The following is an 18,873-nucleotide window of genomic DNA, read 5'->3' on the forward strand; positions in this document are numbered from 1 at the left end:
CATCATCACCCCAAAACATTAAAGTTGAACATTCAAGTGCTACAACAATATTAAATCGAATTTAGGTAGATATATCAAGGGAGGTAGAGGGATAAACCGAAAGATTGCATGAATGTTATATGATACTTTTATAGAACATAAAGGAGTGAGTTCATTGAAAAAGATAATACAATTAGCAAATCAATCAGAAATAGAAGTAGATATGGCAGGACTTCCAGATTGCCCAACCCTCATGTTACCCATCGCTAAAAAATCTGTGTACAATCAGGAAGCAGAAAACTTAAAGCTGTGGGGAGTAGATCCCGAATTAGGTAAACATTTTGTTGAAGGATTAGCGGACACTTTTCAAGTGCTTTATTTCGATTATGAAGGTCATCTATTTCAATATCCAGAGGAAAATCTAACAGCAGATCATATTGTGAAGGATCTTCTCCACATTGCGGATGAAATGAATGTTACAAGCTTTAGTTACTACGGTTATTCCTGGCTTGCGTTGATTGGATTGCAAATGGCTATAAGAACAGATCGCTTGGAGAGTTTGGTAATGGGAGGTTTTCCACCCTATAATGGCCCCTATCAAGAAATGAGGGTTGTGACCCATAAAACACATACACAAGCTTTGAGTAACCAAAATGATCCTGTGGAAAGCCCAGCAGGACCGGAGAGTCCAAACCAAATGGATTGGGACAATATAAAGGTTACCATAGATACCCGTGTTACAGCACAATTTGTCACTCTATATCAGAGCCTCACAGCCTTTGATGATCGCAGTATTCAACATTTGCTTAGTCTCCCTAAACTAGCTTTTGCAGGTGGAAATGATACGATCGTTTACGGTGAAAATTTCGGGAACGTTACCGTTGACATCGTCGGGTTGTTAAAAAGAAATAAGGAGATGCTGGCTGATTTAGGTTGGGATGTTGAAATCCTTACGGGAGCCGAGATGGACCATACAAAAGCTATGCAACCAGCAGTAGTCTTACCACTGATTAAGCCTTGGTTTATGAACGTGTTACTAAAAAATACTGGATTGTAATTGTGGCAGATACAAAAATCCAGTGAATAAGGTATCCCAAAAGAACAATACTTTTTAGGGTAAAATCTTTAATTTGAAGAGATTAAATAGTAAACGATCTATGATAAGATTCCATATGTAATCGCTTACATTAATATATATGGAAGGAAGTGGTGTTGCGAATCTGCCCCACAAGGAATTGCTTCGACTACTAGAAATACAGACAAGCAGTATGTAGGTATGTAGTGACAAAAAATTTCAGGAGGTAGATTATGTTTAAATTTAACAAGAAAATCGTGACTGTAATTATGGCAGCTACAATGAGTTTCAGCTTGTTTGCAGCAACCTCAAGTGCAGCGACAGACTATTGGCAAAATTGGACCGATGGTGGCGGAACAGTAAATGCTACTAATGGATCTGGTGGGAATTACAGCGTTACATGGTCAAATACTGGTAACTTTGTTGTTGGTAAAGGTTGGAATACTGGATCCCCATCTAGAACAATAAACTACAATGCAGGCGTCTGGGCACCATCCGGCAATGGGTATTTAACTCTGTATGGGTGGACGAGAAACTCCCTCATAGAATATTACGTCGTTGATAGCTGGGGCACTTATAGACCTACTGGAACTTATAAAGGTACCGTGACCAGTGATGGAGGCACATATGATATATATACGACTACGAGAACGAACGCCCCTTCTATTGATGGTACGGCAACCTTCACACAGTTTTGGAGTGTAAGACAATCCAAGCGAGCAACGGGAAGCAATGTTGCGATCACTTTTGCCAACCACGTTAATGCTTGGAAAAGTTACGGAATGAATCTGGGCAGCAGTTGGTCTTATCAGGTGTTAGCGACAGAAGGATATCAAAGTAGCGGGAGCTCAAACGTAACAGTATGGTAACTTGAGCATCGGACCAGCTCAGGCATCTCCAGATGATTAAAATAACTATTAATCACTATCATTGCTAAGGTTGTCGGTCCACAGCCGGCAGCCTTAGATCATTCAACAAATGATACTTAACTACATACCAGTGGTTGGAAAGGAGATATATCCATGAGAAAACTATTAATTTCTCTTTTAATAGTAGTTGTTATCAGCGCTTGTTCGCAAGAAAAGCCTGAACATAAGGATACTTATGTATTAGTCAAAGGCGGGACTTTCATTAACACAAATTCCAACTACAAAAGTACAACTATATCAAATTTCTATATTGGCCAATATGAAGTGACTCAGAAAGAGTGGGTTGAAATAATGGGAAGCAACCCTTCAGCATTCAAAGGCGACAACTTGCCAGTAGAAATGGTTAATTGGTATGACGTAATAGATTACTGTAATAAAAGAAGTATAAAAGAGGGGTTCAAACCCTATTACAATATAGATAAAAATAAAAAAGATCCGAATAATAAGAGTGATAACGATAATTTAAAATGGACAGTAACGCTCAATGCAGGAGCTAATGGTTACCGATTGCCTACTGAAGCAGAGTGGGAATATGCTGCAAGTGGAGGACAGTTGAGCAAAAGTTACACCTACAGTGGAAGCAATAAAGCAGATGAAGTAGCATGGTATTGGCAAAATGCTGGAGACAAATACTTATCAGCAGGAGATTGGAACTGGCCGATCATAGAAAACAACCACAACAAAACAAAATCTATCGGTGGCAAAAAACCTAATGAGCTAGGTCTTTACGATATGTCAGGGAATGTAAGGGAATGGTGTTGGAACTGGTACGGAGATATAGATAGTAAGAGCGGTTCTTTCCGGGTTGTAAAGGGTGGCGGGTGGATCGGCGGTATCAGCAACAACGAGATTTCTTTTCGGGGAAAGTTCGAAGCGAATGGTATGGGTCCTGATCAAGGTTTTCGAGTAATTCGTGGTGAGTAGAGGGGAATAAGACATACCAAGTATAATCGGAAAAAGCTGAAAAGGGTTTGATTAATAAACAAGCTTTGCGCTCGAATATAACCAAACCCCAATATGTATGTTTGCTATATTTCTTCGATCATTTGGATTAGTTTTGACAAAGCACTAGAAAAAACCGCGTTCCGGCGATACACAAACCATACCTGCAAATCTCGATATCCTTCAGGCAGACGGTGGGAAGTAATTACTCCCGCCTCTTCAGCCTTGGAAATCGAAGATTGGGGCAGCATAGACACGCCGAGTCCAGCGGTAACCCCACTTAGAATTACATCTAACGTTCCGTATTCCATAATCTTATAAGAGCTCATCCCGCTTTCATTTAGGAAACTCTCAGCTTTGGCGCGATGTGTACATCCAACGTCGAAAAACAACATTGGCTTTGTAAGCAATTCGCGCATATCGCTCTTACCTGGTTGCGAGATAAGCACCAGCTCCTCTTCGAAAGCAACAACATGTTCTATATCAGGCTGGTCAATGGGCCCATAAACAAAGGCTCCATCTAGTTGGTAATCAAGCACCTTTTGTAAGAGTTTATGCGTTTCTCCCGTTATAAGCGATAGATTAACCTCGGGATATCGTAAGTGATATTCGGTTAGCAGAGGCGTTAGATGAGTAGCCGCTGTTGTTTCGATGGAACCTAAACGGAGCGGACCAGCAGGGTGCTCAGAGTATTGTGTGGTTATCACAGCCTCGTCCATTAGTAATAATATTTTGTCTGTATAGGCCAGTAAGTTCTCACCTGCCGGCGTTAACGTCATCCCTCGATTGGATCGACGAAATAGGGGGATTTTCAGCTGAGCTTCTAGATACTGAATCCGGTTCGTCACATTTGATTGGACATAATTCAAGACTTGAGCAGCCTTCGTTATGCTACCCTCGCGAGCAACCGCTTGAAATATTCTCAAATCTCCACTTTCCATTTCCTTTGCACCTTCTTGGTATGATGATTTATGATAGTCACCTTCAGTTTTGATCATTTTACTGGATTACACCCACTATGTAAAATTTATTATAGATTCATTAATAACAACTTGAGGAAGGGGCTTAGATGATGAAAGCCATTATACATGCTGGAGAAGGTGGCCTGAAGGGCTTGAACTATAAAGAGATTATGGATAAAAGACCGGGGATTGGAGAAGTGAAGGTTAGGTTAAAGGCTGCAGGGCTAAACCACAGGGACTTGTTTATCATGGATGCCAGAACAAAACAGGATGTTCCTTTGATTATCGGTTCTGATGGTGCGGGGAGAATTGAAGCAATAGGTGAAGGTGTGCTTGATCATAATGTAGGTGAAGATGTCATCATTAATCCGTGCATCGGATGGGAACATACCGATAATGTTCCAAACGTTCCAGCCATTGTTGGGGGACCTTCAGAAGGCACATTCGCTGAGTCAATCATCATTCCTGCGCAAAATGCCATCAGCAAGCCAGCTTACCTGTCATGGGAAGAAGCCGGCGTGCTGCCCTTATCTGCCTTAACAGCCTATCGGGCGCTATTCACTAGAGGCCGCTTAAAGAAAGGTGAACATGTTCTTATACCTGGCATTGGTGGTGGGGTTGCGACTTATGCCATGATGATGGCTTCAGCGGTGGGTGCACGTATCAGTGTCACTTCACGCAGTGAAACGAAAAGACAAGCTGCACTCGCTCATGGAGCTGATCATGCGTTCGACAGTCATAGCAACTGGAAGGAAAGCATGAAAGGAGACACCGTTCATCTCATCCTCGACAGCATTGGGCCTGCGACGTTCCCACATTACTTTGATATTATTAAACCCAATGGACGTATTGTTACGTTTGGTGCAAGTTCAGGAGATCGAATCGAAATCCCGACGCGAGCCATATTTTTCCCGCAAATTAGTATCATAGGTAGCTCAATGGGAAGTAGTGAAGAGTTTGCGGATATGCTTCAGTTTATGGAACACCATTCGATTCGACCTATCATTGATCGAGTGTATCCTAGTATCCTTTACAAGACACAGTTCAAGCCTTTCACCGAATGCAGCAGGGAGAACAATTTGGTAATATCGCGATAAGAATAGAATGAGCGGAGTCCCTTATAACTGGAATTCAAATGCCGAATATATCAATTTCGGAGACAGGAAACCACTTTTTCGAAGCCACATCTTTAAAAAATACTTGAATAGTGTAGGTGCCCTTTGTAGTAAAGGAATATGTATACTCATTGGTTTTGAACCAAAAGTTTTCTTCGCTGTTCTTAATTTGTTGAGCATCAATGGTTTCTGTTTTATCCGCAGGATCGGTGATCACAACCTTAATATCTGAAATTTCTGTTTTTAAATGATCCACCTGTAATAGAGTCGAAAATGCAAAACGTGACGGGCTTTTTACTTTACCAAAAATCTCTCCGTTATTATCGAGCATAACCATGTTTATATTAGGCTTATAGATTCGAACGGTTTTACCTGATTCATCCAAGGCGAATAGTGCAAATAAATCTTTAGACAACTGTTCAGTCGTCAAGGAAATCGAACCTTCGGACAATATTGCGGGCTGTTTTTGAAGCACATTATTCAAATATAATGATACTTCAGATGAGCCAGCTGCAGCATAAATCACGGTTCCCGGTAAAATCATGATGCAAAATCCTAAAAGAATCAGCTTCCTTATTTTTCTCAATGATTTTCCCTCCTATAGAGCTTTATGTTAATTATACCCATAAGATGGAAGATAGTTTCTTTTACACAATTAATAAAATATAAGAAGGTCAGTAGAGGGAAATACCCTTACCTGACCTTCTTGGTGTTAAATGAGAGAGTTATTATTTGAACCGTCTAATGGTAAATTGAAAAGCTGTTCCTTTTCCCGGTTTGCTTGTAACCGATATTTTTTCTCCCAGACCATTTACAATTTCCTCGGCGATAGCAAGCCCAAGACCACTTCCTTTTTCATTATGGGACTGTTCGCTTTTGTAAAATCTTTCAAAGATATAAGGGAGGTGCTCTTTTGCAATGCCGGGTCCATTGTCTGATATCTGCACAGTTACAACCCTCGAATGCACAATAGCATCAAAAGTTATTTTCCCATCCTCCTGAACGTATTTCATGGCGTTATCCATCAAAATATTGACTAATTGCAACACTTTATCTTTATTAGAAAAAACATCTGGAAGGTTTCTGGCGTTATCTGTAATCTCAAATACAATGCCCATTTCATCGGACAAGAAAGAGTATTTAGACTCAATAAGCATGACTAATTCCTGAGTATCTATTTTTTCTTTATTCCAAGTTTCTTTTTTATTTTGCATTCTTGATAATTCCAGTACATCATAAATCAATCGTTGCAAGCGCGCACATTCGGATAAAATAATTCCATAGTATTTATTTGTTTTTTCTTCATCTTGAATCATTCCATCTGCCAGCGTCTCCGTTAAAGCTCTGATAGAGGCAATGGGAGATTTCAGCTCATGGCTAATATTCGCTATATAATCCCGACGAGTCTTTTCAAGCTGCTTCATCTCCTTTAGATAGGAGGATATAAAGAAGCTGATTATTAGTGTGCCTAACAGAAGGGTACCTGTAAAAACGTAATAGAAGCCATTCAATACCGCCTGAAATTCACTACCAGGTTCTAATAAAAAGACGACTCCGACCGCTTGTTTATCCTGAATAATAGGTGCACCTACGACAATGGATTTACTCGGAAACCCCTTAATATTTTTAATCGCAGCGAATTTATTGTACTTAATTACTTCGGGAATATAATCTATAAGGGCATCCTTGAATTCTTCCGATGTAACATTGAAAAAAAGATGCTTATTTTCGTCACCAGGTGAAAGGTCATTCCCCTCTAAATCATACACCTTCATAAGATACGGTTTAAAACCTCGAATGCTCATCTCATTTTGTGCCATTTCAGCAGCTATAGCAGAGGCCTGAGGCAGCATATCTTTTAATTTATAATTCAAAAAAAGCTGTTTAATAATCAAGGTTCCTCCAAGTTGTCCTAAAATGAAACAAAAGAGGATGGCCAGATATATCACTTTTTTGTTGGAAGTTACTTTTTTCATGTGGAAGTCTCCATTTTGTAGCCCATCCCATAAACAGATTTGATTTCAAATCCCAAATTCTTTTCAGGCAGTTTTTTTCTCATTCTTTTTATGAGATTATCAACGGCTCTAGTATCACCGAAATAATCATAACCCCAGACCTTATTTAAGATTTGTTCTCTTGAAAGCACCTTGTTTTTATTAATTGTAAAATAGATAAGCAATTCGATCTCTTTAGGTGTAAATTCCATTCGTGATCCATTAATTTTGATATTAAAAGCATTTCGGTCAATCTTCATTTCTCCCAGCGTCAGGATGGCGTCTTCACTTGGAAAGGTGTAATGAGTGCGTTTTAAAATGGTTTTTACTCTTGTGACGACCTCCCGGGGGGAGAACGGTTTTGTAATATAGTCATCTGCACCAATTTCCAAACCTAATATGCGGTCAGTTTCCTCACCTTTTGCGCTCAGCATTATAATCGGGACGTTACTAGTCAAGCGAATCTTACGGCAGACCTCTGTCCCAAAAAGTCCAGGCAGCATAATATCTAGAATTAAGAGATCAAAATGCTGATCTTCCAATTTGTAAAGAACTTCCTCACCATTGTATACGGATTCATATTCCATATTTTCCGCCTGTAAATAAGCAGATATGCTCTCATGTACAGCTATATTGTCATCACAAATTAGTATGTTCACTTTACCCTGCATAGCTACCACCTTTATTCCGATATCTTGGACCTTATTGTATGTAAATTGTCTAAAAGGAGCAAGGAAGACTGCATGTTGGTGAGGGAAATAATCGCATTCTAAATGGAATGGAAAGAGACCGATTGAAGGATCGGCCTCTTGTAACCAGAATAAGTTACTGTTCTATTATTTATTACTGTCCTTATAGATGTTAGAAGTATCTATACTTATGGTGTGCGTTCCAGCATCCCATTCCAAATTAAAATCAAGTGATTTTGCAATATCCCTCAGCTTAAAATACTCACTACCGCCGATATTATAGCCCGTTACTGAAATCTCTTGTCCGTTCAAAGTTATCTTAGTGGCTGTCATAACACCGGTCTTTGAACTAGTATTTACAGATGCTGAAAATTCAATGCCCGTCGGAGTGTACGTTTTGTCAGATGTAATGTTTAAAGTATTTGTATTTTCATCTGATGTCACTTCAAACTGTTGTGTAGTGTTGTTTACAACCATAGCAATGTCCCGTAATTTAAAATAGTTGCTGCCGTCGATATTGTACGCGTTAACAGATATCTTGTTACCATTCACCAACAATGATGATTTGGAAGGAATGGCAGCTGCGGATGCTTTTGGCGAAGTAGCACTAACCTTGTCCGCCCAAGCAAAAAGCTCATCCAGATCGTAATCTCCGCTGTGTGGAATATCCCAAGCCATTGCAAAGTCAACGTTTGAACCTTTGTTCTCAAGCTCTGTTGCCAATATAGTAGAAACAGCGAGGGAGGTATCACTATCCTTGGTTCCCATCCGAATCCGCCAATTATTTGTAGTGGTTGTTCCCTCAGTGCTGATATAGTTCATTGGATTCATCATTTTCACTAGATTCTGGTCAGCAAGTGTTCCCCCCGCTGTATCATGCTCCAAACCGAACTGAGTAAAATGCTGGGCAGCGACATTCGCTGTGCCGAATAGATCGTTTTCACCATTGCTCAGGTCTAAACCGTCAAAGGCTCCAGGCAGTTTCATTCTGCCCAAGTATGCGAGATATTGATCATAGTCGATATCCGTAACAGTGCCATTTTCAATGGTGATCCAGGTTTTGCCGGACAGATCTGTACCCGATTTTAACGCTTTTTGCGCTGAAGCGATCACAAAAGCTTTGATGTAATCTTTAAAGGTGCCATTGCCGTCCGCATCCATCTTCAAAGCTGTTCCGTCAGTATTCGTAAGTCCTAGACTATTGACGTATTCAGGGAACATAGCTTCCAGTTCGTTAGATACCTGAATCTGATCCTCCGTCAATGTTCCTTCTACCAACGTTCTTTCCATGTTAAAATCCGTATTTCCGGAGAAATCAAGTTTTTCATAAGTGTTAATTCCGTTGAATTGCCACTCATAAGCTGCATCTGCGTTATCTAGATTCGTAATCGGCGTGTAGGCCGAAACGGCAAAAACGTCGTCACGCTCATCAGCTGCTCCGATCGCTTCCAAATAAGGCTCATATTCCGCATTGTTGCCGGTAGCACCCAGTAATGCGGAGAGCGCGCCGCCAGCACTTGTGCCGTTAGAGATGATCTTCTCGGCGTCACCAGGCATAATGTCGTCGTTAAAGCGAAGGTAGCGGACAGCCGCCTTCAGATCTACGATAGCTGCGGGTGCCTTACCAGTGTAAACACCTTTTTCGTCCTTTGTAGTTCTACCGCGAGCGCCTGGAGATGCGACCACATAACCTTTGGACAGGGCAACTGCGATAGCACTGGGAGATTCAGATGAAGGTGTTCCTGCGTTTTCGTCTTTACCCGCAGCGGGTTTATTCAATTCCGTTCCTGTATCGGCGCCTGGGGCTGCTGCGGATTCCTTGTCTGTTTTCGGAGCGCCGTTCTGTGGACCTGCCCCCATACCCATTCCTTTACCTGTTTCAGTACTACCTGGCTGAGCAGGCATATACCCGCCAACCTGGTTTGGGAAGAAGATAGGTGCGGTATCGGCGGTGTAACTACCGATCGACTTACCCTGGAAGTATTCCTCAGGGACATAGACGTTCATAGTTTCATAATTAATATCTACAGGGTTCTTTACATAAACGATATTCTCATATGCCCGATAAGTGACGGATTGACCATCCACCGTTATGGTCTTTGTAGTATAGTTAGTCGCATTGAATTTCAAGCTATACTCGCTGTTAGTTGCTGCACTTGCAGATCCTGTAGCGAAAGAGAGGCTCATCAGAGAACATGTGAGGATAGGGGCAATCCATTTTTTAAGTTTCATTTCGTATCTCCTTTTTCTAAAAATAGTAGATAATCTCATCAGTCTCTTTTGTACTAATCTGAATGATCCAGTGTCATATACCAACTCCTTCTTTTAAGGCCAACAAACGTTATCAATTAACTCTACTCAGGAGCTCGGATAAGAATGTAACAAAACATTGTGGCATAAAAATAGCATTGGTACTGGATTTCATTTGACAGTAGAGATGAGTTTGGTAAAATTTACATAGGTTATATCAATAGGAGGTTAGCAATGGATATCGCCATTGAGTTAATTGAAAGTATGTTGGTTAAATTTAGATCGGAAAAGAAATGGACGCTCCAAGCAATCGAGCAATGTACCCAAGAGGATATTACATGGTCCCCAACCGTGGAAAGTAACAGTATTGCAAATTTGGTTGCTCATATTAGCGGAGCAGTACACTCACGAATTGAAACCATTCTTTTAGATATTCCTGATACAAGAGATAGAGAGAGGGAGTTTGAAAGAGGTCTAGAAATGACTAAAGAACAAGCTATAACCATGACCAGGGATGCTTTTGATATTATTATCCAATATCTTGAACGGCTCCAATCTAACCCGGAGTTATTGATGTCACAACCCTTTCTTAATTTGCCACCACTTACATATAGCCAAGTAAATAACGAGACCACTGCTCTTAATCTCATGATAGCGATGGTGAGAGAAGTCCATTATCATACAGGCCAAATCATCTATGCAGCAAAAATAAGAAAGGGACAGCTTGTATGGCAATAATAGTTTAACTAGAGGAACGTTGCATACACTAACAAAGGACTGCCAAGAGGCAGTCCTTTGTTCACTCTAACTAGAATCCCCTCACACTGCTAGGGGTTACTTTTTTATGCTTTTTGAAGGTGCGGCTGAAATAGTAGATATCGCTGAAGCCGGTAGTGGTAGCGATTTCAGAAATCGTTAGCTGGGTATGGCGGAGCAAATAATCTGCACGGTCTAAACGGACAGCATTTACATATTCCGATATCGTATGCCCAGTTAGTTCCTTAAAGAGACGGCTGAAATGGAAGCGGCTTAGCCCCGTTAGCGCCGCAAGTTCGTCAACTTGAATCGGTTCCTGGTAATGGGTATCGATATAACGCAAAACAGGTGCGAAGCGTTCAACGGTCTGAATACGCCTCTCTTGCTCAGCTTGTGAGAGTACGGTGACGATATGTCTGCGCAACAACAGCGTTAACAGGCGGTATAGCTCGGACTTGACGGCCAGCTCGTAACCAAATTCGCGACGTTCCAGTTCCCGAATAATCGCCAAAGCACAGTCAGTAATATGCTGATCCCCCCGGATATGGTTACGTAACAGCAGCTGGTTCCGCTGAATCGGGGCGATGAACTTGGTTTCGGCAGCGTCGCTTACCGCACTATGCAGCAAAGAAGTATCTGCAATAATCGCATAATACAATAAATCAGAAGAAGCGCTTACCCCATAATGCAGCTCGTTGCTGTTCACAGCAACTAAATCGCCAGCCCGAACGTTGATCGGTGTTCGTCCGCACTCAAAAACAGCCTCACCACTCTCAATAAATATAAACTCAAGATGCTCATGCCAATGATGGGGGAACAACATAACTCCTTCTTGGTGGAAACGCTGGGTATGTACTTTAATCGGAAACTCGGGATCCGGCATGTCCATGGGTTCCTGTAGATGTTTATCATAGTCCAACATTTATAGACTGCACCTCCTATAGCACAATTGTACAAATGAAACCGCAAGGCTCTGCATGGTGTTTAGGGTTGAAATCATTATAATACGAATCATAACCTATGCAAAATAAAGGAGCGAGTGTTAATGGATAAGATCAAAATTGGCGTAATAGGTACGGGCTCTATCTCCGGCATGCACTTAAGTGCTTATCGGAATAATCCGCAGACAACCATATATGCGGTATGTGATCTGAATGAAGAACGTGCACGCGAAGTGGCTACAGAATATAACGTCGAGAAAGTATACACGGATTACCGTGAATTACTGGCCAATTCCGAAATAGATGCAGTAAGCATCTGCACATGGAACAACTCTCATGCCGAGATCAGCATCGCGGCGCTTGAGGCAGGCAAGCATGTGCTTGTGGAAAAGCCGCTTTGCCGTACGGTTGAAGAAGCGCTTCAGGTCCAGCAAGCTGTGGAAAAGAGCGGCAAGATTTTGCAAGTAGGCTTTGTACGACGTTATGACTCCAATGCCCAGCTCCTTCAGACGTTGGTGGAACAAGGAGAATTCGGCGAAATTTATTATGCAAAAGCAACGACGTTCCGGAGACTAGGCAATCCCGGCGGCTGGTTCAGTGATATTGAACGCTCCGGCGGCGGACCGCTGATCGATATTGGTGTCCATGTGATTGATCTATGCTGGTATTTGATGGGCCGTCCGAATCCAGTATCGGTAAGTGCTAATACCTACCGGAAGCTCGGCAATCGTTCTAATATTAAGAATCTCTCATTCTATAAAGCCGCCGATTACGACGCAGCGAACAATACGGTGGAAGATTTAGCGAATGCACTGATTCGCTTTGAGAATGGAGCTTCGCTAATGGTCGATGTCAGCTTTACACTGCATGCCAAAGAAGACGAGCGTTCGGTACGCCTGTATGGTGACAAGGGTGGTTTTGAAATTGATCCTGAGATAGTCATTGTTAAAGAACAGGCGGATACGATCGTCAATACCTATCCGCAGACCGATAATAAGGGGTTTGAGTTCAACAGTGCATTCCAGAATGAAATTAATCATTTTGCGAGCAACATCAGTACCGGCTCTACACCAATTAGTCCTGTGCAAGACGGCGTTACAATCATGAAGATACTCGGCGCGATCTATGAATCCGCAGCCAAAGGTGAAGAGGTGAAACTATGAAGTTAGGAATCAGCACTTACAGTTTGCATTCGGCTTTTTCAACGGGTGAGCTCACGCTTGAAGGAGTCATTGAGACGATCGCCGATCTGGGCGCAGAACATGCGGAGATTGTACCTTTGGGTATCAATTTGGTTGAAAATCCTGAGCTAATAGATCAGATTGTACGAACAGCAGCGGGTCGTGGACTAGATTTATCCAATTATGCTATCGGGGCGAACTTTGCCGGGCTGGAGACAGCGGAAATGCAGCGGGAAGTCGAGCGGGTAAAGCGGGAAGTAGACGTGTGCGCGGCATTAGGCATTCAGCGGATGCGGCATGATGTAGCCTCCTCAAACGATCTATCCATCACGCATTTTTTGGAAGAGCTTCCACGTTTGGCTGAAGCCTGCCGAGAAATTGCCGATTATGCCGCAGGTTTAGGCATTACGACCAGTGTGGAGAATCATGGATACTTTATTCAGCACAGCGATCGTGTACAGGCGCTGGTTCATGCGGTGGGTAGAGACAACTTCCGTACAACACTCGACATTGGGAACTTCCTGTGCGCAGATGAGAACCCGCTAATAGCTGTACCTAACAACATCAAGCTTGCTTCAATGGTGCATTTCAAAGATTTCTATATTCGTCCGCAAGACCGCCAGCCTGGCGAAGGTTGGTTCCAATCCTCCGGTGGGAACTGGTTGAGAGGTGCCATCGTTGGTCAAGGAGACATCGATATGCCGAGTGTAATTCGAATCGTTAAGGAAAGCGGTTACGATGGATATATCTCTGTAGAATTTGAGGGAATGGAAGAGTGCCGTAAGGGAACAAGACTGGGGCTGGAATACATCAAGCGGGTTTGGAACCAAATCTAATTCATTATACTGGAGGATTATGCCATGGTTAAACCAATTATCACTAATAAAATCGGTGTTATCGTAGACAGCTTTCAGGTTGGAGTGAAAGAGGGATTGCGCAAGGCAAAAGAAGCTGGGGCAGATGGAGTTCAGATTTATGCGGTACAAGGCGAATTTGATCCCGCTACTCTCTCACAGTCAGCACGCCGTGAATGGAAGGATTACATTGCATCGCTGGGTTTAGAAATCTCTGCCCTCGTTGGAGATTTAGGCGGACATGGCTTTCAGGACCCTGCCCAGAACCGTGCCAAAATTGAAAAGTCCAAGCGCATTATGGAGCTGGCCAAGGAGCTAGGTACAGATATCGTAACTACACATATCGGTATTGTTCCTTCTAACCCTGCCAGTAAAATCTATGAAACCATGCACATTGCCTGTGAGGAACTTAGCAGATATGCACATGAGATGAATTCTTATTTTGCGATTGAGACTGGGCCAGAACCCGCTGCACGTCTGAAGACGTTCCTCGACGGTCTGGGTTCCAGAGGGGTTTCCGTTAATTTTGATCCGGCCAATATGGTCATGGTGACTGGTGATGATCCGGTGCAAGGTGTTCATACTCTAAAAGACTACATTGTACACACCCATGCTAAAGATGGTCTCAAGCTTGCCGATATCGATCCACGCGATGTTTACGGTCAATATGGTTATGAAGCACCAGCATTAGACCATGAGAAAATCGCTGAAATGGCCGAGACCGGCTCGGCATTCCGTGAAGTTCCGCTCGGAGCGGGTTCTGTTGATTGGAACAACTATCTGCAAGCATTGAACGACATCGGTTATACAGGATTCCTGACCATAGAACGGGAAGTTGGCACTAATCCGGAGGAAGATATCCGCCAGGCTGTGAATTTTTTAAAGGGTTTTCGGGTCTGAACACGGTAGTGATAAAGAATAAATAGTTCATTCAAACAGTCCCTGTGAAAAAAGATCCTACATCCATTGGGACTGTTTGTGTTATAGATTGTGCGGGAAAGACCTAGGACGGTAATGTTCTGAATTTGGAAAGAAGGTGTGACGATGACAGCAGAACGTTTGCTCCTCCGCCGGGCGAAAGTCCTGAATGGAGCGGAAGTGGACATTGTCATAGCTGATGGCAACGTAGTCCAGATTGTTCCCGGAGGCACCGCCGAAGACCATGGTTTCAAGGTCGTGGAAGCCAATGGGGCGTATGTCTCTAGCGGCTGGATCGACTTGCATGTACATGCGTTTGCAGAATTGAATCCGTATGGAGACGAGATCGATGAAATCGGAATCAAATGTGGCGTGACTACCCTCGTGGACGCAGGTAGCTGCGGAGCGGAGCGTATTGGTGAGCTGGCAGAGGCGGGGAAAAAGTCAGCAACGCAACTGCTTGCTTTTCTTAACATTTCAAAGATTGGCCTGATGCGAATTGACGAGTTGTCCCAACTAGAGTGGATTGATCATGAAAAGGTGCTTCAGGCGGTAGTTGCTTATCCTGAATTTATCGTAGGCTTGAAGGCCAGAATCAGCAAAAGCGTAGTGGGTGACAATGGCATTCAACCGCTTCAACATGCACTGGAGCTTTCGGAAAAGACCGGGCTGCCACTGATGGTACATATAGGCTCCGCACCGCCGGATATCCGTGAGGTTTTACCGCTACTTCAACGCAACGACGTGATAACCCATTATCTAAATGGTAAAAGCAACAATTTGTTCGATAAGGAGAATCGACCGCTCCAAGTGCTGAGAGATGCTATTGAGCGTGGAGTTCACTTGGATGTGGGACATGGTACGGCTAGCTTCTCGTTCGCTGTGGCCGAGGCGGCCAAACAAAACGGTATTGATCCGGATACGATCAGCACAGACATATACAGAGGCAACCGTATCAATGGTCCCGTCTACTCCATGGCGAATCTGTTGAACAAATTCCTTGCACTGGGATATTCCCTTGAAGATACAATTGCACGGGTGACAAGCAGAGCAGCCCAGTGGCTGGGACGCCCGGAACTTGGGGAGATTCGGATCAATAACAAGGCGAATCTGACCCTTTTTCGTGTGACGGATAAGAAGATTGAACTGGTAGATTCTGAGGGGGAACGCCGGGTAGCACAGCAAACCATTCAAGCAATAGGAGTGATCTTAGGTGACAAATACATGGAATGCGAAATACGGCCTGAAAAGAGTTATTAATGCAAGCGGCCGGATGAGCATCCTCGGGGTATCGGCACCGACCGATACGGTGATGGAAGCTATGCGTCAAGGCGGACAGAGTTATGTGGAAATCGCCGATTTGGTGGATAAAGCGGGAGATTACGTTGCACGTCATACAGGTTCTGAAGCAGCGGTGATCGTGAACTCGGCTTCCAGTGGAATTGCTTTATCCGTGGCGGCGCTGGTAACCCGCGGTAATATTCGTACAAGTCTACGGCTCCATCAGGATAGCATTGTTAGAAATGAAATTGTGATGCTAAAAGGTCATAACGTACAATACGGTGCACCAGTGGAAACCATGGTTTATCTCGGCGGCGGTAAAGTAGTGGAAGCAGGTTATGCCAATGAAGGACGGGCGGAGCATTTGGCTGCTGCGATCTCGGAGCAGACTGCGGCTATCTTGTATGTCAAATCTCATCATGCCGTTCAGAAGAATATGATCTCTGTAGAGGAAGCTTGGGCTGTGGCCCAAACTCATAACGTCCCGCTTATTGTAGATGCTGCAGCGGAAGAGGATCTGCAGAAATACGTGCAAATATCCGATCTGGTCATTTATAGTGGCTCCAAAGCCATAGAAGGTCCAACATCCGGACTTGTGGCGGGAAAACGTCTTTATATTGAATGGCTGAAAGTGCAGCTTCACGGCATTGGCCGCAGCATGAAGGTTGGTAAGGAAACATCCTTCGGCCTGATGCAAGCGTTGGATGAGTATGCTCACAAACAGGATACAAGCGAAAAGGAAAAAGCTACGCTCCAATTGCTGATGCCGCTCGACGGGCTTCCCGGAATTCGGGTAACTATCGTGCAGGATGAAGCAGGCCGGGCGATTTACCGTGGACGCATCCATGTGGACCCGAATCAGTGCGCAATAACAGCACTTGAGCTATCCCAGCAGCTTCAACAAGGTGAAGTGGCTATTTACACTAGAGACTATGGGGTAAGGCAAGGTTATTTTGATATTGACCCGCGTCCGCTAATGGGTGATGACATAGAAATGATTACAGCGAGGATAAGGGAATTGACAGGAGGGGCAAGCAATGTCTGAAATTAACAAGCGGTTCTATAAAGGTCGGGTGGCCTTAAACGTATTGGCTAAGGATATAGAAAATGCCAAAGAGGTATTTGCTGCTGCCGAAGGTTATGTACTGGTCGGTGTATTGTCCAAAGACTATGCAACGGTAGAAGAAGCTGTGCAGGCGATGGAGGCATATGGGCGGGAAATTGACGGTGCGGTATCAATAGGACTAGGTGCGGGTGATAATCGGCAAGCTGCTGTTGTTGCAGAGATTGTCAAATCCTATGCTGGCAGCCACATTAATCAGGTATTCCCAGCAGTTGGTGCGACCCGTGCCAACCTTGGAGCGAAAGAAAGTTGGATTAACAGTATGATCGCACCAACGGGACAACCTGGTTTTGTGAATATCTCCACCGGCCCGGCCAGTGCGGCACAATCTGTACCCGCTGTAATTCCCGTAAATGCGGCCATTGCATTGGTTCGGGATATGGGCGGAAATGCTTTAAAGTATTTTCCGATGCAGGGGCTGAGCCGTAAAGCGGAGCTAATCGCAGTGGCCAAAGCCTGTGCGGAAGAGGGGTTTGCGCTGGAGCCGACCGGCGGTATCGATCTGGACAACTTTGAAGAGATCTTGTCTATTATATTGGAAGCGGGAGTGCCGCAGGTGATTCCCCATGTCTATACATCGATCATCGATCCGCAGAGCGGAAGAACGAGAGTGGCGGACATACAACAGCTGTATCGGACAATGAAAAAGCTGGCGGATCAATATGCCTAAACATATCGCCGCTTTTGGTGAAATAATGATGCGGCTACAGGTACCGGGCTTTGAACTGTTATCTCAGGGTAACCTGCTGAAGTATTCGTTCTCCGGCACCGGAGTCAATGTACTGTCCGCATTGTCCCGATACGGACATCGGGGGACTTTGGTGTCCAGACTGCCTGCGAATCCTATTGGTGACGCAGCAACAGCCTATCTTCGGCGACTGGGCATCCAGCCGGAGCATATCCAACGCGGGGGCTCAAGTATAGGGATGTACTTTCTTGAAAACGGATTCGGGGCTCGCCCCTCCCGAGTGACTTATTCCGGTCGCCCGGAGAGCAGCTTCAATACTGCTCCTCCGGGTACTTATCCATTCGCAGAGCTGGCAGACCTCGCGGATGCTGTTCATTTCTGCGGGATAACACTGGCAATGAACGATGATGTGCGAAAAGCGATGAAAACTTATGCAAAAACGGTTAAGCAACACGGTGGTCTAGTCGTTTTTGACTGCAATTACCGCCCATCGCTCTGGGGGGAGAGAGGCTATGAGCTGGCGCGCTCCCATTACGAAGACATGCTGCATTTGGCCGACATCGTGCTGATGAATGAAAAAGACGCAATGCTAATCCTTGGTATGAAGCCCGAAGGAACTTCAAGAGAAGAACAACTTCAGGAGCTGATTCCCACAGTAGCTTCACGCTACAGTCTAAGTACGGTAGCAGGAACGCATCGGTCCATCCATGATGATAACCACCACTCGTTGCGCGGTTATATCTTCAAAGCCGGTTGCTTCGCTTATTCCGAGACCTTAACCTTTCCGGTGCTTGATAGAGTCGGGGCTGGAGATGCATATGCCAGTGGTATAATTCATGGTGAGCTGGAAGGTTTTGATCCTCAGCATACTGTAGCCTTTGCGGCCACGGCCGGTATGCTAGCCCACACAGTAGAAGGAGATTCTCCGCTGGCCTCCGAGCAAGAAGTTATTGGTGTATTGACGGGTGCTGTAAGAGATATATTGAGATAAAGAAGAAGCTGCCTTACAGGAGAACAGGCCTGTGCGGTGGCTTTTTTTATCGCTGCAAACACTGTACTTTTGTTCAGGCCAAGAATCAGATCCAATGGTTACAGGCTATATTTGGCTTAATTAGATCTTTTTAAATAGGTGTAAAATCTCATTTTTTGCAACTTTATCCTCTATCCGGCGTCAAAGAAGAGAGAATAAGAAGGGA

17 protein-coding genes and 1 pseudogene are annotated in these 18,873 nt (G+C 44.0%); 12 read left to right on the top strand and 6 right to left on the bottom strand.

Annotated elements, in window-relative coordinates; genetic code table 11:
• The first annotated feature begins 154 nt into the window (after positions 1 to 154).
• The 3 genes from MHH50_RS15105 to MHH50_RS15115 all read left to right on the top strand — a co-directional run bounded on the left by MHH50_RS15105 (position 155) and on the right by MHH50_RS15115 (position 2,907).
• Complete coding sequence (locus tag MHH50_RS15105) at positions 155 to 1,036, top strand: alpha/beta hydrolase (protein WP_340034555.1); 882 nt, start codon at positions 155 to 157, stop codon at positions 1,034 to 1,036.
• Positions 1,037 to 1,287: 251 nt separating this feature from the next.
• On the top strand, positions 1,288 to 1,923 hold the full coding sequence (locus tag MHH50_RS15110) for a glycoside hydrolase family 11 protein (RefSeq protein WP_076190353.1): 636 nt from the start codon (positions 1,288 to 1,290) through the stop codon (positions 1,921 to 1,923).
• Between the two features lie 153 nt (positions 1,924 to 2,076).
• Positions 2,077 to 2,907, top strand: coding sequence for an SUMF1/EgtB/PvdO family nonheme iron enzyme (locus MHH50_RS15115; RefSeq protein ID WP_340034557.1), 831 nt, complete (start codon positions 2,077 to 2,079; stop codon positions 2,905 to 2,907).
• Between the two features lie 104 nt (positions 2,908 to 3,011).
• Here MHH50_RS15115 and MHH50_RS15120 read toward each other — a convergent pair whose 3' ends face one another.
• A complete protein-coding gene (locus tag MHH50_RS15120; protein ID WP_340034619.1) occupies positions 3,012 to 3,866 on the bottom strand; it encodes a LysR family transcriptional regulator in 855 nt (284 codons plus the stop codon).
• 131 nt (positions 3,867 to 3,997) lie between these two features.
• Here MHH50_RS15120 and MHH50_RS15125 point away from each other — a divergent pair.
• Positions 3,998 to 4,995, top strand: a pseudogene (locus MHH50_RS15125) (zinc-binding dehydrogenase).
• Between the two features lie 23 nt (positions 4,996 to 5,018).
• On the opposite strand, the gene MHH50_RS15130 reads toward MHH50_RS15125, so the two are convergent.
• The 4 genes from MHH50_RS15130 to MHH50_RS15145 form a co-directional block, all read right to left on the bottom strand.
• Complete coding sequence (locus tag MHH50_RS15130; RefSeq protein ID WP_076125581.1) at positions 5,019 to 5,588, bottom strand: hypothetical protein; 570 nt, start codon at positions 5,586 to 5,588, stop codon at positions 5,019 to 5,021.
• 142 nt (positions 5,589 to 5,730) lie between these two features.
• Positions 5,731 to 6,978, bottom strand: coding sequence for an ATP-binding protein (locus MHH50_RS15135; protein ID WP_076278484.1), 1,248 nt, complete (start codon positions 6,976 to 6,978; stop codon positions 5,731 to 5,733).
• On the bottom strand, positions 6,975 to 7,667 hold the full coding sequence (locus MHH50_RS15140; RefSeq protein ID WP_076278485.1) for a response regulator transcription factor: 693 nt from the start codon (positions 7,665 to 7,667) through the stop codon (positions 6,975 to 6,977). The genes MHH50_RS15135 and MHH50_RS15140 overlap by 4 nt, the downstream gene beginning before the upstream one ends.
• Positions 7,668 to 7,832: 165 nt before the next feature.
• Entirely contained in the window at positions 7,833 to 9,917 is a 2,085-nt protein-coding gene (locus MHH50_RS15145) for a subtype B tannase (protein WP_340034558.1), read from the bottom strand.
• A 252-nt stretch (positions 9,918 to 10,169) separates the two neighbouring features.
• On the opposite strand from MHH50_RS15145, the gene MHH50_RS15150 reads away from it, so the two are divergent.
• A complete protein-coding gene (locus MHH50_RS15150; protein WP_036677310.1) occupies positions 10,170 to 10,673 on the top strand; it encodes a DUF1572 family protein in 504 nt (167 codons plus the stop codon).
• A 70-nt stretch (positions 10,674 to 10,743) separates the two neighbouring features.
• Here MHH50_RS15150 and MHH50_RS15155 read toward each other — a convergent pair whose 3' ends face one another.
• Positions 10,744 to 11,613 (bottom strand): AraC family transcriptional regulator, encoded by an 870-nt coding sequence (locus MHH50_RS15155; protein WP_076125575.1) that lies wholly within the window; start codon positions 11,611 to 11,613, stop codon positions 10,744 to 10,746.
• Between the two features lie 123 nt (positions 11,614 to 11,736).
• Here MHH50_RS15155 and MHH50_RS15160 point away from each other — a divergent pair, with 123 nt between their 5' ends.
• From MHH50_RS15160 to MHH50_RS15190, 7 genes are all read left to right on the top strand, one after another.
• Positions 11,737 to 12,795 carry a Gfo/Idh/MocA family oxidoreductase gene (locus MHH50_RS15160; RefSeq protein WP_076125574.1) on the top strand — a complete coding sequence of 353 codons (1,059 nt, stop codon included), beginning with the start codon at positions 11,737 to 11,739 and terminating at the stop codon, positions 12,793 to 12,795.
• Entirely contained in the window at positions 12,792 to 13,649 is an 858-nt protein-coding gene (locus MHH50_RS15165) for a sugar phosphate isomerase/epimerase family protein (RefSeq protein ID WP_340034559.1), read from the top strand. The genes MHH50_RS15160 and MHH50_RS15165 overlap by 4 nt, the downstream gene beginning before the upstream one ends.
• 24 nt (positions 13,650 to 13,673) lie before the next feature.
• On the top strand, positions 13,674 to 14,567 hold the full coding sequence (locus tag MHH50_RS15170) for a sugar phosphate isomerase/epimerase family protein (RefSeq protein ID WP_036677301.1): 894 nt from the start codon (positions 13,674 to 13,676) through the stop codon (positions 14,565 to 14,567).
• A 144-nt stretch (positions 14,568 to 14,711) separates the two neighbouring features.
• Positions 14,712 to 15,845 carry an amidohydrolase/deacetylase family metallohydrolase gene (locus MHH50_RS15175; RefSeq protein WP_340034560.1) on the top strand — a complete coding sequence of 378 codons (1,134 nt, stop codon included), beginning with the start codon at positions 14,712 to 14,714 and terminating at the stop codon, positions 15,843 to 15,845.
• On the top strand, positions 15,799 to 16,911 hold the full coding sequence (locus tag MHH50_RS15180; protein ID WP_340034561.1) for a DgaE family pyridoxal phosphate-dependent ammonia lyase: 1,113 nt from the start codon (positions 15,799 to 15,801) through the stop codon (positions 16,909 to 16,911). Before MHH50_RS15175 ends, MHH50_RS15180 begins: the two co-directional genes overlap by 47 nt.
• The gene (locus MHH50_RS15185; RefSeq protein ID WP_340034562.1) at positions 16,904 to 17,659 is read left to right on the top strand and encodes a KDGP aldolase family protein; all 756 of its coding nucleotides are present in this window, start codon (positions 16,904 to 16,906) and stop codon (positions 17,657 to 17,659) included. Before MHH50_RS15180 ends, MHH50_RS15185 begins: the two co-directional genes overlap by 8 nt.
• Positions 17,652 to 18,668, top strand: coding sequence for a sugar kinase (locus tag MHH50_RS15190; protein WP_076302086.1), 1,017 nt, complete (start codon positions 17,652 to 17,654; stop codon positions 18,666 to 18,668). Before MHH50_RS15185 ends, MHH50_RS15190 begins: the two co-directional genes overlap by 8 nt.
• Positions 18,669 to 18,873: the final 205 nt, after the last annotated feature.

It is taken from the genome of Paenibacillus sp. FSL H3-0302, from assembly GCF_037982245.1.
In the GTDB taxonomy this organism is placed as follows: domain Bacteria; phylum Bacillota; class Bacilli; order Paenibacillales; family Paenibacillaceae; genus Paenibacillus_AQ; species Paenibacillus_AQ odorifer.

What these genes read in the sequence shown, in the direction of transcription:
- MHH50_RS15110 (WP_076190353.1), top strand. Translation starts at nt 1,288, where the DNA reads ATGTTTAAATTTAACAAGAAAATCGTGACTGTAATTATGGCAGCTACA.
- MHH50_RS15115 (WP_340034557.1), top strand. Translation starts at nt 2,077, where the DNA reads ATGAGAAAACTATTAATTTCTCTTTTAATAGTAGTTGTTATCAGCGCT.
- MHH50_RS15120 (WP_340034619.1), bottom strand. Translation starts at nt 3,866, where the DNA reads ATGGAAAGTGGAGATTTGAGAATATTTCAAGCGGTTGCTCGCGAGGGT.
- MHH50_RS15135 (WP_076278484.1), bottom strand. Translation starts at nt 6,978, where the DNA reads ATGAAAAAAGTAACTTCCAACAAAAAAGTGATATATCTGGCCATCCTC.
- MHH50_RS15140 (WP_076278485.1), bottom strand. Translation starts at nt 7,667, where the DNA reads ATGCAGGGTAAAGTGAACATACTAATTTGTGATGACAATATAGCTGTA.
- MHH50_RS15145 (WP_340034558.1), bottom strand. Translation starts at nt 9,917, where the DNA reads ATGAAACTTAAAAAATGGATTGCCCCTATCCTCACATGTTCTCTGATG.
- MHH50_RS15150 (WP_036677310.1), top strand. Translation starts at nt 10,170, where the DNA reads ATGGATATCGCCATTGAGTTAATTGAAAGTATGTTGGTTAAATTTAGA.
- MHH50_RS15155 (WP_076125575.1), bottom strand. Translation starts at nt 11,613, where the DNA reads ATGTTGGACTATGATAAACATCTACAGGAACCCATGGACATGCCGGAT.
- MHH50_RS15160 (WP_076125574.1), top strand. Translation starts at nt 11,737, where the DNA reads ATGGATAAGATCAAAATTGGCGTAATAGGTACGGGCTCTATCTCCGGC.
- MHH50_RS15165 (WP_340034559.1), top strand. Translation starts at nt 12,792, where the DNA reads ATGAAGTTAGGAATCAGCACTTACAGTTTGCATTCGGCTTTTTCAACG.
- MHH50_RS15170 (WP_036677301.1), top strand. Translation starts at nt 13,674, where the DNA reads ATGGTTAAACCAATTATCACTAATAAAATCGGTGTTATCGTAGACAGC.
- MHH50_RS15175 (WP_340034560.1), top strand. Translation starts at nt 14,712, where the DNA reads ATGACAGCAGAACGTTTGCTCCTCCGCCGGGCGAAAGTCCTGAATGGA.
- MHH50_RS15185 (WP_340034562.1), top strand. Translation starts at nt 16,904, where the DNA reads ATGTCTGAAATTAACAAGCGGTTCTATAAAGGTCGGGTGGCCTTAAAC.
- MHH50_RS15190 (WP_076302086.1), top strand. Translation starts at nt 17,652, where the DNA reads ATGCCTAAACATATCGCCGCTTTTGGTGAAATAATGATGCGGCTACAG.